Below are 12996 nucleotides of genomic sequence, written 5' to 3'. Positions count from 1 at the left end.
GGGGGAGTGGGGGAGTGGGGGAGTGGGGGAGTGGGGGAGTGGGGGAGTGGGGGAGAAAAGTATTTTTCAGGTGAAAAAATAAGCTGAATATGTTAGTTGCTATTACTGTTAAGACATTTTTCAAATAAAGTTAGTAGAATCTTCATTTTCTGAAGCTCCAAAAATCTGAGTAGAAAAGACAGGAAAAATCAACTAAATTTTGTGATACAATAAATTTATAATTATTAGCTCGTCCGCTTGCATGACTTTTTATTCAACAAAAAAATCTGTGTGGTAGTAAAAAAAGCAAAATAGAAAATTATTTTTATGCTAAAAAAGAAACCGAATATCTAGGCGATCGCCATTAGGATTAAGACATTTTCAAATTTTCAAATAAAGTCAGCAGAATCTTCATTTTCTGAAGCTCCAAAAATCTGACTCCAAAAATCTGAGTAGAAAAGACAGGAAAAATCAACTAAATTTTGTGATAGAATAAATCTATGATTGGTTTACTCGCCTATGCAAATGACGTTTTATTCAACAAAAAATTCTGTGTAGTAGTGAAAAAAGCAAAATCAAAAAGTTTTAAGTCTATAAATTCTTACTTTTGAATTTTGAATTTTGAATTTTAACTTCTAGACTTCAACTATATCTACACGATCGCCAACCCTTAAACCCAACTCCATAGCTCTACCACCCCTCAACTCAATCACCCCATCAACAGGAGTACCCGGCCCATAAGTAGGACAAGGTTCAGTTTCACAAGGAGGCAAATTAGAAAAAATCGCCTGTACCTCCCCATTCCTCAGAAACACCATATCCAAATTAATAAACACATTTCTCATCCAAAAATTCACTGTCCGAGGAGGGTCAATAGAAAATAACATTCCCTGATTATCAGGCAACTCAGTCCGAAACATTAAACCCACTGCTTGCTCAAAAGGAGTTCGCGCTACCTCCAAATTAACAACTTGCCCAGAAAAATTTACCTGTGCTGAAATAGGTAACATTTGACCTAACTCCACCCCACCTAACAAAGAACTAAAACTCGACTCCTCAAGATTTGTCACCCCTGACAAAACTGCCAAATATTCTCCGGTTACTCTATCTTGAATAATAGTATTACCCTCAGAAGGCAAAATATTTAACTCACTAAATTGTAACCCTCCAGTTAAGATTAGGCGATCGCCACCATTCCCAAAATCTGTAATTAAATCTGCATCTGTCAAATTTATCCCACCAGTAGAAGATAAATCTCCACGTCTACCAATAGCAAACAAATCGTCTCCTTCACCCCCAGTCATTATATCTCTACCCCGGTCTCCAATTAACCAGTCCGCTCCAAAATCTCCATAAATTAAGTCATTTCCTTGCCCACCAAAAATTGTATCGGTACCTTGTCCACCAAAAATAATATCATCCCCTTGATTACCTTGGAGGACATCGGTGCCCTGGTTGCCGAAAATTTGGTCATTACCTCCGAAACCTTGGACAATATCTTTACTTTCTAAAGCAGGGATAATGTCACTATCGGGAGTTCCATTGAGAAAGTCAATACCTAGTGTTCCTTGAATATTAGTCATTTCAGTTATCAGTCTCTGGGAAAAGATGCTTTTTGGTTGAATAAAAAATCATATAAATAGGCGAATTAATACTTATAGAAGTAAGCATATCAAAATTATTTAGAAAGTGCAAGCTGGTTCTAGTAACGGATTTTTGGAGCTTCACAAAATGAATAATGAATAAATGAATATAGTTACCAAATTCTTGTTATATCAGTTATCAGTTATCAGTTATCAGTTATCAGTTATCAGTTATCAGTAATTTAAAATCACCAGATAAATCAAATACTGAGTCAAAGTCGATATTATAACTAACCTTCATAGTTCCAAAATAAAAGTTTAATAGCCCTTTGAAACGGAAGTTAGATTAATTATCCAATTATCAATTATCAATTATCCATTATTATTGTCATATCTAAAATAAATCCAGGTAAAACATCCTCACCAGATAATGTTTTAGGAGAGTCTAATATTTCCACATCTCTACCAGAACGATAAAGTTCTACTTGCTGATTTTTAGGATGAATTAACCAACCTAATTTCATGCCATTTTCAAGATATTCTTTCATTTTTTCTCTGGTGTCTAATAAACTGTCGTCAGGTGACATTAATTCCACTAAAAAATCAGGACAGAGAGGTAAAAATTTTGTTCTTTGTTCGGGAGTTAAATTATTCCATTTTTCTATAGGTATCCAGGAAGCATCGGGAGAACAGTTAGCACCATTTGGGAGATTAAAACCTGCTGATGAATCAAAAGGAATACCAAGTTGATTTCTGTCTGCCCAGTTAAATAATTTTTGGGTTAATCTACCATTTCCATTTCCTGTTTCTGCACCAGCAGGTGACATAATAATTAAATCTCCTTTAGCATTTCTTTCAAATCTTAAATCTTGGTTTTTTTGACAGAGTTGAAAGAATTGTTCGTCTGTCATTTCAATTACTGAGTCAAGTTCGATAGTATAGCTATTCATAGTTTAGTAATAAATATTAAAAGATGATTTATAACTAATATTATAGTCCACTACCCGCTATTTCCATAACAGCCTCGCAATGACAATAACTTCTGTCATAGAAACGGGAAAAGACTGATATTTGATGAGCGATAAATAGGTTATGAAAAACTGATAACTGAATATCATACGGCTGAAACGGCTATATGTTAAAGTCTACAAGTCTCTGCGCGAGAGAATAGAACCCACACCACACTTCTAAAAATAACCACACAAAAGGGGAGATGCCCCGTGTAATGTGAATCAAAAGTCAGGTCAGAGTAATACAACCATTTGCCTCCTTTACGCCATCCTACTCGATCACTAAAAGCTTCCCATATTTTTCTATCATAAAAACTTTTACCACCCAAACTCTGATAAATCTGTTTCTGCACAGAAAAGCCAAACTTACCATTACTATATTTCACCCAGAGTTGGTCAATAGTGCGGAGGTCTTCACAAGGAAAACAATCTATACTTTTAGTATCCAACCAACCTTCATTTTCTCGCCTTGCTACTTTCAACATACAACGCTCAGTTTCTTTATCTGCTTCTTTCCACTTTCCTGCTGCTAATAAGTCACGCAAATTTTCATAGTTTACTTCTCTAACTGAAACCAAAGGTACATCAGAAGAAGCAAAATTTTGTGAATGTTTTTGATTTGTTTGAGTATTCAAAACAGAGGTATTAGACTGAGGAACAAACCGATAAACATTAGGAATCCTTACATTAGTAGAAGCAAAATTTTGTCGATATTCTTGCTTCTCTTGAGTAGTAGAAACAGCAGAATTACCAAACCCTAAATCACCCAAAACATCCTCAACCTTCTGATAACGTAGCTTCGGTTTTTGCTCCACCAAACTATCTAAAACTTTCCCCAATTCATCACTGACAAAATTTCCATTTAAACAATCTCGCCATACCCATTCCATTTCCATCACATCATACAAATCAAATGGATTCATCTGAGTCAATAAATGCAAACAAGTCACCCCCAAACTATACAAGTCACTTCCAGACTTTGCCTTTCCCATCGACTGTTCCGGGGCGCAATATTCTGCCGAACCAATAACCGTTCCTGTCACAGTCCGACGTTGAGTTTTCGGAATAACTTTAGCTGCTCCAAAGTCAACCAAAACTAACTTTTCATCTGCCTCTCTCCTAATAATATTCTCCGGTTTAATATCCCGATGAATCATATTATGACTGTGAACAAACTGTAAAACAGATAATAAGTCTATTAACAATTCTCGAATCTGACTTTCATTAAAAACTCCATTATTATCTAACTCTTGTTGTAGGGTTTCACCTTTAATAAATTCCTGTACTAAATATTGACGACTATCCACAGAAAAATAAGCAAAAAGTTCAGGAATTTGTGAATGCTTTCCTAACAATTCCAACCTTTCCGCTTCCTGTGCAAATAACTCGGCAGCTTTTGCCACAGTTTCCGTTCCCTGAGCTTGAGGAAGAAACTGTTTAATCACACAAAAAGGTTTAGAAGGTTTAAACTCATCTACTGCTAAAAAAGTTCGACCAAAACCACCTTGTCCGAGAATACTTTTTGCCCAATAACGTTCTACAAGTAATAGTTTATCTCCGCATTTTTGACAGAATTGAAAATTATCGGGATTAATAGCTAGACATTCTGGGTTGAGACATTGAGACATAATAAATTAATGGATAATTGATCATGGATAATTGATCATGGATAATTGATAATTAACACAGTGCATTCCAGGTTTATGAAGTACAGTAGAACTAATCACTTTTTAAATATTTTTTGAAATATGGAATTAAGTTTTCACCTCTATCTTTTGCCAATCTACTATAATCACTTTACCACACTTATATGGAATAGGCTTTCAGCAATTAACAATGAACAATTAATAATTAATTATTGATGGTTCAACTCTTAATTATTAATTATTCAGTAATTAATCCCCAGAATTTTAAAGCCTCTCCTTTTAAATATATAATTGATAATTAGAGACAGTTTTTATTATCAATTATTCATTATATATTAATGAATACCGCATCTATTTGAATGAATTATAAGTGAGTAAAACAAATCCTTTAGGTGTACAAATTGTTCAATTATTTGTAGAGGATAAAAAACTATTTTTGGAGAGATAAACCGTATTAATTAATCAAGTAAAACAACAATTTACCGATAAAAATTATCAGTTGCAATTATTAAAATTATTGTCATTTATTGTTTTGTAAAAATTACCACAAATGAGTCGTCAGGAGTCAGAAACTATGTTTAGTATTGATGATTTAAAAAAAGTCGTTTTGCTCAGGAATTAATCGCAGAAACAAAATTGGAAACGAAAATATAAACACAACTATAAGTTATTCCTAAGTTCTTAATAAAGAGGATTCTCTGTTGAGGAAATTGCCGAAATTTTAGAACTAGAAGTTGAGCAAGTACGAAAAGTTACTGCTAACTTAAATTAAGTTAAACTTTAGGTTTGGTTGAGGTAACAAAACCCAACAAATTATTTCCCCTATTCCAGAATATATATCCTAAATAAATTACTATAAATGAGTTTTCAGGAGTTCTAATTTATGTTTATTATTGATGATTAAAAAAAACTCTTTTGGCTCAGGAATTAATAACAGAAACAAAATTAGAAGTTATTCCTAAGTTGTTAAAAAAAAGCTTTTATGTTGAAGAAATTGCCGAAATTTTAGAACTAAAAGTTGAGCAAGTACGAGAAGCTATTCCTAATATAAATCGACTTAAAATGTAGGTGGGTTTGAGGTAACTAAACCCAACAAATTATTTCCCATATTCCAGAATATATATCCTAAATAAATTACCACAAATGAGTCTTAAGGAGTTAGAAAATATGTTTAGTATTGATGCTTTAAAAAAACTTGTTTTGCTCAGAACTTAATAACATAAACAAAATTAGAATTTATTCCTAAGTTGTTAAAAAGAGGCTTCTCTGTTGAGGAAATTGCCGAAATTTTAGAACTAGAAGTTGAGCAAGTACGAAAAGTTACTGCTAACTTAAATTAAGTTAAACTCTAGGTTGGGAAAGTTTTTATGTGGAAAAAATTGCTAATATGCTTCACCTTGATGTTCAGAAAGTACAACAATTCATTAATAATCTCAATTAATTAGAATTGCCACAAGTAAAAAATTTGTAGGTTGGGTTGAGGTAACGAAACCCAACAAATTATTTCTCATATTCCAGACTAAAGAAAAATTCAATATAGTTCCAGTAAGTAAATTTCACAAAACTATTCTGATTCCTGAATTCTGACTCCTGAATTCTCAAATCAATAATTAATGTTTAATTAATGCCGAAATTAACTTAATAACGTTAAAGTTAGGCTTAGTCTGTGTAAACTGACATTTAATCCTAATTTGAGGAACTAATATTTAATGCGAGTTTTATTAATTTATCCCTTATTTCCCCAATCTTTCTGGTCTTTTGAAAAAATTCTAGAACTGATAAATCGCAAAGTAATGCTACCTCCGTTAGGTTTAGTAACAGTAGCAGCCATCTTACCCCAGGAATGGGAATATAAATTAGTCGATAGAAACATCAGAGCAGTAACAGAAGCAGAATGGGAATGGGCAGATTTAGTAATACTCTCGGCGATGATTGTCCAAAAAGAAGACTTACATGACCAAATCCGGGAAGCAAAACGACGTAATAAATTAGTGGCCTGTGGTGGTCCATATCCCACAGCATTACCTCAAGAACAATTGGACAGTGGTGTAGATTTTCTGATTCTGGACGAAGGGGAAATTACTTTGCCAATGTTTATCGATGCTGTCAAACGTGGTGAAACTCATGGTATTTTCCGTGCAGATGGGAATAAACCGGATGTGACAACAACTCCTATTCCCAGATTCGATTTATTGGAAATGCAATATTATGAATCCATGTCGGTGCAATTTTCCCGTGGTTGTCCGTTCCAATGTGAATTTTGCGATATTATTGTTCTGTATGGTCGTAAACCCCGTACCAAAACGCCAGCACAATTATTAGCAGAATTAGATTGCTTATACGACTTAGGATGGCGTGGTTCTCTATTTATGGTAGATGACAACTTTATTGGCAATAAGCGTAATGTTAAATTGTTGCTCAAAGAATTAAAAGTTTGGCAAGCAGAACATCAATGTCCATTTAAACTGACGACAGAAGCTTCCGTTAACTTAGCAGAAGACCCAGAATTAATGCAATTAATGGTAGACTGCAATCTGAGAGCGGTATTTTTGGGAATAGAAACCCCTGATGAAGATAGTTTAGAGTTAACCCATAAATATCAAAATAATCGTAACCCTCTCAATGAAGCAGTAGAGAAAATTATTAAGTCTGGCATCAGAGTAATGGCAGGGTTTATTATTGGTTTTGATGGAGAAAAACCAGGAGCAGGCGATCGCATCGTTAAATTTGTGGAAGAGACAACTATTCCCACTGCCATGTTTAGTATGTTGCAAGTCTTACCAAATACCGCACTTTGGCATCGTCTGAAAAAGGAAGGTCGCCTTTTAGATAAAGGTGCTAACATCAATCAAGTAACCTTGACAAATTTTATCCCCACCAGACCAATAGAAGATATTGCCAGAGAATATGTAGAAGCATTTTGGCAGTTGTATGACTATGAAAAATTTTTAGATCGAACTTATCGACATTTTCTAATGATGGGCGCTCCCACTGCTAAAGGTGCTGCAAAAATGCCAAGTTGGATAGAATTACGAGCATTGTTGATTATTTGTTGGCGACAGGGAATAAAGCGGAACACTCGTTGGAAATTTTGGCATCATTTGTTTAGCATTAGAAAAAATAATCCTAGTGCTTTAACATCTTATATAAGTACCTCCGCTCATATAGAACATTTTTATGAGTATCGTCATATTGTCAAAGAAAAAATTGAAGCACAGTTAGCTGAATATTTAGCTGAGAATAAAAAGTTAAGTGTGATTAAAGAAGAAGTCAGCAGTCAAAAGGAAGAAGTAGAAGAGATAAAAGAAGAAGTCGCTTAATATTATCAAAGAATTTGTAGGGAGATTCTATAAAATTCCCTACAAATTCTTTATGTTTCTATAAGCTGAAAAATACTGTCATAATTTTTGCCCGATTAACTAATATTATGTTCAGATAATTATAATACCGTAGGTTGGGTTGAGGAACCGAAACCCAACATATATAGTTACTTCAAATCAAACTCAGACTTTATGCTGCAAAATAATCACAAATTATTTGGTCTAAGGATGTACCTAGACTAAAATAATACATTCTTGGTCTTTCTAAAGCACTAAAGTATCAATTTTTGGTAATCAGCTTTTTGTCGCAGTTATCTAATCTTGCAGATTTTTCTTCAGATTTTCTCTGCCTTACTTTCTACTCCCTAGAATTATATTTATCTAGTTAATTAAATCAAATAGCAACCAATTTACTAATAACATAATAAATACCACTAGAGCAGATTTTTCTTCAGATTTTCTCTGCCCTACTCCCTACTCCCTACTCCCTACTCCCTACTTCCTACTTCCTACTCCCTACTCCCTACTTCCTACTCCCTACTTCCTATTCCCTAGAATTATATTTATCTAGTTAATTAAACCAAATGGCAAGCCAGTCACCAATAACATAATAGGTACCACTAGAGCAGATTTTTCTTCAGAAATATTAGAAATTTTTTGACAACCACTATACATAATTAAAATTGTATAACAAAGAGCAAACGTAGCTAAAATAAAACTAATTACCCAATTATTTAAAACTCCACTAATGAACACCAGTAAACCTAGAGGTAATAGTGACGCACCTGCAATAAACAAATCTCCCGTTAAACTACCATTAGTTTTAAATATTAGTCTGGCAAAACCACTTGTAACTATTAGATTTACAAAAGGAATAATACCAATAATTATTAACAATAAAAATCCTGTATGATTAGCTCCATCCAATCGTTGTAAAATTAGACTAATTCCTATTACAAAGAAAACTTCAAATATTATGCCTAATAAAATTGCTACATTCAGTGATCTTTTCTGTTCTAATTGCGCAAAAGCTGGTAATAAACCACCTATTGGATTCGGTATAAAAGTCTTTACTGCAATCCAACTATCCTGAAAAGTTCTCTGCAATATTTCTCGTATTTCTGCCCAGGAAAAATCCTCTAAACTTTTAATAGCTTCTAGGGATCTTTGAGAATTAGCTCTATCTCCTTGCTCTGCAAAAAGTTGGGCAGCTTTTCTGAAATCCAATCTTGCAAAACGATGTTCTTGTAATTCTAAATAAACCAAACCACGCTGATAATAAATATGAGCAAAATTCGGATTTATTTCTAATGCTTTAGTATAGTCTTCCATACCAGCTTGAATATACCTTAATTTCATCCGACATAAACCCCGATAATAGTAAACTTCTACTAAATATGGGTCTAAAAATAACGCCTTAGTATAATCAATATCAGCATTCCGATAATCTTGCAATTTATAACTAGCAAATCCTCTATGATATAAAACTTCTGCCCAATCAGGATTAATTTCCAGTGCCTTTGTATAATCTAATATTGCACCTTGATAATCTCCAAGCTGACTTTTAGCAACTCCTCGTTTATATAATTCCTCCGCTTCCCCTACAGTTTGGTCATATTGCGATCGCTTGAATGGGTCAGAAAGAATCTCATATACTGAATTAATTTCTTTAAATTTTTCTGCTGCATTTATATCCCCTGAATTGACGTCAGGATGATACTGACGTGCTAGGCTATGATAGGCTTTTTTAATCTGTTCTGCTGAAGCATCTTTTGATACTCCTAAAACTTCATAATAGTTATGCTCTTTTTCCATCTAACCCCAGTTTCCCAAAGCACTGCTTTTAGGCAATTCTTACCGATCATATCATAAAATATCTCAATGTTTATAGAAAACAACATAATTATCAATAAAATCAGAAAGAATTACATCCTTTTTTATATATAGTTTATCAAATTGGTGAGATAGACAAATTTTAGATTTTAGGGAATAAGGAATAGTAAAAATACTGTATTTCATTAATATGATAACTACTATCAGTTAAATATTTAACTTTTAGTTGGGAGTTTTCCTACTTTTAAATATTCCTTCATAATGTCGATAATATTTATTAACAAGTATTGACAACAAATTTCCTGAAATCTGTTCAAAGGAATTTTTTAGGTGCTAAATCATGGAAAAAACTGAATATAAATTAATATTAACTCTCAATCCTGATTAAATTACCATCATCAAAATAAAACACAATTTTCATAACTTCGCCGTAGAAAATCATTCTTTACTATCAGTAATTGCATACTTATACAAATAAAAATAATAGATTATTGGTCAAGTAAATCTCAAAATTACCATTCTCAAAAGACTAATAATTTTTTAATAAAAAAAACGATGATTCCCAAAATATTTATATCAATTTCATCAAATATTGTTACTGAAATATTGTGGTTTAAAGCCTCCCCTTTTAAGGGGATAATAAATAAAAATTTTCCTGTTTGTCAATCCTCTCCTTTTCAAGGAGAGGTAATTCGCGCATTCTTAATTCGCGCATTCTTAATTCTTGAAAGCTATATAACAGCTCAACTCATAACAGAGAAGTATCTAAAAAAGTTGAATTTTTACAATTTCTGCGATAGTGCTGAATTGAAAGTATAGATGAATATTAGGACTTAGACACTAACTCTACCGCTAGGGTTGGTTGCAACTCATCCTATGCCAGAATGACGGTATAATATAAAATTTTGTAGCTTCTTTTTTACCATTTGGCGATACTAAATTTATACTAAATTAGTACCTGTAGGAAAGGAAAGAAACCTTGGAAACAAACCCCTATTAATATGGAGTTAAGCGAACTCGAACCGCTGGCCCCCTCAATGCCATTGCACTTTTTGGCTATATGAGACAAGAGTCTCAAGGATTTAGAGTTTATTTTTCTGTACCTCAGATTGTATTTTTTTTTGAGGTACATCAAAAGTGAGAAACAAGTCTCAAGGGACAGTCAAAAAGGTAGGCCGAGTAGCTATTGAGATTTTCAAAGGCCATATTAGATTAAGATGGACATTTGACAAAAGGGGTAAATCTTTGCAGATTTGTCCGGAAGGGACAAAAGACGGCCTGAGAATAGCGACTGCTAAGGCTAAGGAAATTGATACTGCATTAGCTAAAAGTAAGTTAGGTATCTATGATGATATCTTATTAGGAGCCTCTAAAAGACACCAAGCAGAGAGTATTAAACCGACTAATGAGGAATTAAGTTGGAATCTTAAACAAATCTGGGAAAGGCACAAGGAAATCAAGAAAGATAAAATTGCAATATCTACTCAAAAGAACTCGTGGAAGTTTGCGGATAAGTTTCTAAATATAGTTGACTGCAAGCAAGAATCAGCAAATAAGGTAGTAGATACTTTGCTCAAATACTACTCCCCGTCCACGATGAAACGTGCGTTGGATGAAATAGTCTGCGCTACTAATGCCTGGGCTAAACGTAATGATATTAAAAATCCTTGGAAGGACATTAAGTCATTTTTACCGAAGTTACCTAAGGGTACCAACAGAAGCAAGGAAGCATGGTCTAGGGGTGAAATTAATGAGATATTAAAGGCTTTTCAGGAGAAACATAAGCATTATTATCCCTACGTTGCTTTCTTGGCTTATACGGGTTGTAGACCTGAAGAGGCGATCGCTTTAACTTGGGAAGATATTGATTTAACCCAAGGAATTATTAGTATTAACAAACGTTTTACTCATGGGAATCTGGCTAACGGGACAAAAACTAATGACGGTAGGGAGATTAGGATAAATAATAAATTGAAGGAATTACTATCTCAGCAGCAGTGCCAGAATAAATCAAAGCTGGTTTTCCCTTCTGTGACTGGGATTTATATAAACCAGAAAAAGTTCAACACGAGGGTGTTTAAGCCAGTTATTAAGCAGTTAAAAGAGGCGGGTAAAATTAGCAAGGATTTACCTACTTATAACCTCAGAAACAGCTTTATCAGTCTTGTATTAAGGGAAACGGATATAGATATTGCTACTACAGCAAAGATGACTGGGACTTCTGAAAAGATGATTTTGCAGCACTATTGGGGTGCTGATGATTCAGTAGTAATTCCTGAAATTTGAGTATTGTTTATCGGTAGGAGTATTTTTTAAATCAATTACTATCATTTTCTTGCCGATTTTCTTGCTGATTCATTGTGTTAAAATATGCAAAGAATTGTAGCTTGATTATAGCTATAAAAGACGGAAAATAATCAAGCTACAACTATTAACTCATATCAATTCGCAAAGATATCTTAGCATGAATAAAACAGTAAAAGCAAAGCGGGCAATCATAAGATTTTGTCCTGAAATTGAAGTAGAAGGATTTGAGCTACCGAATGGGTATTACCATGTATCAATTACAACATAATCTGAGGCCATAGGTTTTGCTAAAAATTGGTTAACTTTGACGATAAAGAGAAAAGCTAACACATTCAAAGCTTTACAGAAAATAGGTTTCACAGATTATATTTCAGAAGTGCTAACCGATTCAAACCTAGGAGAGAGGTCTGCAAAGCTAATCAGTATAGATGACTTTTCTCGTATGATTATATACGCTGCATCTCAAGGCAAAAAAGAGGCCATAGCTTTAAATATGGCACTAACAAAGATGTCTTTAACTGACTTTTTCAGAGATGCTTTTGGTGCAAGACCACTCACAATTGAAGAGAAAAGGAAGGCGTTTTATGAGACTTATGTTGCTTCGTTGGGTTGGGAAGGTTGGCTGATTATGGATAGGTGGGAAGATGAAATTATTTTAGAATCTTACCCATTAAAAATAGGTAATATGAATTAAAGAAATCTCCAATACTAAAGGGGTACTTAGATTAATCAGGGGCAATTGGCCTCAACTCCTGAATTCTGAGTACCCCTTTGAACCTTGATTTTCAGTATAACTTTTAATCCGACTTTACAGTAGAAGCGATAGCCATTACCAATAAATGATAATTATTATTTTTCCCTGAAATCCTCACTGTAAAAGGCTTTTATTTTGTCACAGCTATGCCAGGGGGGATTATATATTACCCGCTAGGGGTAGGTGTGACAGACAAAATGGTTGATTAAGCATAACAAAAGTCTCTGATTATTGATTAAAATTGATTTTTGTTTTTATAGGTGGAGACAGTAAATGATGGCCAATTAAAATAGCAAACATTCATCTCTGATGATGGTATTGAGGTAATTATCAATAATCATACTGGCGAGAGTTATTGCTCAGTTAAAGGTTATGCTCGGTTGTCTGGTATCTCCAAACAGGAAGTTTCTAGACGCCTGAGAACGGTCAACCGAAATAACATAAAATACGCTGAAATTCAGATTACCACAGGAGTTAAAACGGTCAATTTAATCACAGAAGATATTATCGCTGAGTGGATAGTTAAAGATAACCCTGCGATAAGGGCGGGCTTCACAAATTAGA

General features: G+C 33.8%; 8 protein-coding genes. 4 read left to right on the top strand and 4 right to left on the bottom strand.

Features of this window, described 5'->3' with window-relative positions; translation table 11 throughout:
- Positions 1 to 614: 614 nt before the first annotated feature.
- From ACP6PK_RS22820 to ACP6PK_RS22810, 3 genes are all read right to left on the bottom strand, one after another.
- The gene (locus ACP6PK_RS22820; RefSeq protein WP_426562950.1) at positions 615 to 1562 is read right to left on the bottom strand and encodes a DUF192 domain-containing protein; all 948 of its coding nucleotides are present in this window, start codon (positions 1560 to 1562) and stop codon (positions 615 to 617) included.
- A gap of 368 nt (positions 1563 to 1930) precedes the next feature.
- On the bottom strand, positions 1931 to 2512 hold the full coding sequence (locus tag ACP6PK_RS22815) for a Uma2 family endonuclease (RefSeq protein WP_426562948.1): 582 nt from the start codon (positions 2510 to 2512) through the stop codon (positions 1931 to 1933).
- Between the two features lie 188 nt (positions 2513 to 2700).
- Entirely contained in the window at positions 2701 to 4200 is a 1500-nt protein-coding gene (locus ACP6PK_RS22810) for a GUN4 domain-containing protein (RefSeq protein WP_426562946.1), read from the bottom strand.
- 933 nt (positions 4201 to 5133) lie between these two features.
- Between ACP6PK_RS22810 and ACP6PK_RS22805 the strand changes: the two genes are divergently transcribed.
- Positions 5134 to 5286: a hypothetical protein gene (locus ACP6PK_RS22805; RefSeq protein ID WP_426562944.1), complete on the top strand. Its 153-nt coding sequence runs from the start codon at positions 5134 to 5136 to the stop codon at positions 5284 to 5286.
- 641 nt (positions 5287 to 5927) lie between these two features.
- On the top strand, positions 5928 to 7538 hold the full coding sequence (locus ACP6PK_RS22800; RefSeq protein ID WP_426562942.1) for a B12-binding domain-containing radical SAM protein: 1611 nt from the start codon (positions 5928 to 5930) through the stop codon (positions 7536 to 7538).
- Between the two features lie 567 nt (positions 7539 to 8105).
- On the opposite strand, the gene ACP6PK_RS22795 is transcribed toward ACP6PK_RS22800, so the two are convergent.
- A complete protein-coding gene (locus tag ACP6PK_RS22795; protein ID WP_426562940.1) occupies positions 8106 to 9353 on the bottom strand; it encodes a J domain-containing protein in 1248 nt (415 codons plus the stop codon).
- A 1155-nt stretch (positions 9354 to 10508) separates the two neighbouring features.
- On the opposite strand from ACP6PK_RS22795, the gene ACP6PK_RS22790 reads away from it, so the two are divergent.
- Positions 10509 to 11657 carry a tyrosine-type recombinase/integrase gene (locus tag ACP6PK_RS22790; RefSeq protein ID WP_426562938.1) on the top strand — a complete coding sequence of 383 codons (1149 nt, stop codon included), beginning with the start codon at positions 10509 to 10511 and terminating at the stop codon, positions 11655 to 11657.
- 325 nt (positions 11658 to 11982) lie between these two features.
- Positions 11983 to 12372, top strand: a complete 390-nt coding sequence (locus ACP6PK_RS22785; RefSeq protein WP_426562936.1) for a hypothetical protein — start codon at positions 11983 to 11985, stop codon at positions 12370 to 12372.
- Positions 12373 to 12996 lie beyond the last annotated feature (624 nt).

The organism is Dapis hubbardiae BLCC-M172 (assembly GCF_050016015.1).
Taxonomy (GTDB): domain Bacteria; phylum Cyanobacteriota; class Cyanobacteriia; order Cyanobacteriales; family Microcoleaceae; genus Trichodesmium.
Note: the sequence above shows the minus strand (reverse complement) of the source record. Positions and strands in the feature narration are given on the sequence as shown.

Excerpts from the sequence above, each read along its gene's own strand:
- ACP6PK_RS22820 (WP_426562950.1), bottom strand. The coding sequence starts at position 1,562 with ATGACTAATATTCAAGGAACACTAGGTATTGACTTTCTCAATGGAACT.
- ACP6PK_RS22815 (WP_426562948.1), bottom strand. The coding sequence starts at position 2,512 with ATGAATAGCTATACTATCGAACTTGACTCAGTAATTGAAATGACAGAC.
- ACP6PK_RS22810 (WP_426562946.1), bottom strand. The coding sequence starts at position 4,200 with ATGTCTCAATGTCTCAACCCAGAATGTCTAGCTATTAATCCCGATAAT.
- ACP6PK_RS22800 (WP_426562942.1), top strand. The coding sequence starts at position 5,928 with ATGCGAGTTTTATTAATTTATCCCTTATTTCCCCAATCTTTCTGGTCT.
- ACP6PK_RS22795 (WP_426562940.1), bottom strand. The coding sequence starts at position 9,353 with ATGGAAAAAGAGCATAACTATTATGAAGTTTTAGGAGTATCAAAAGAT.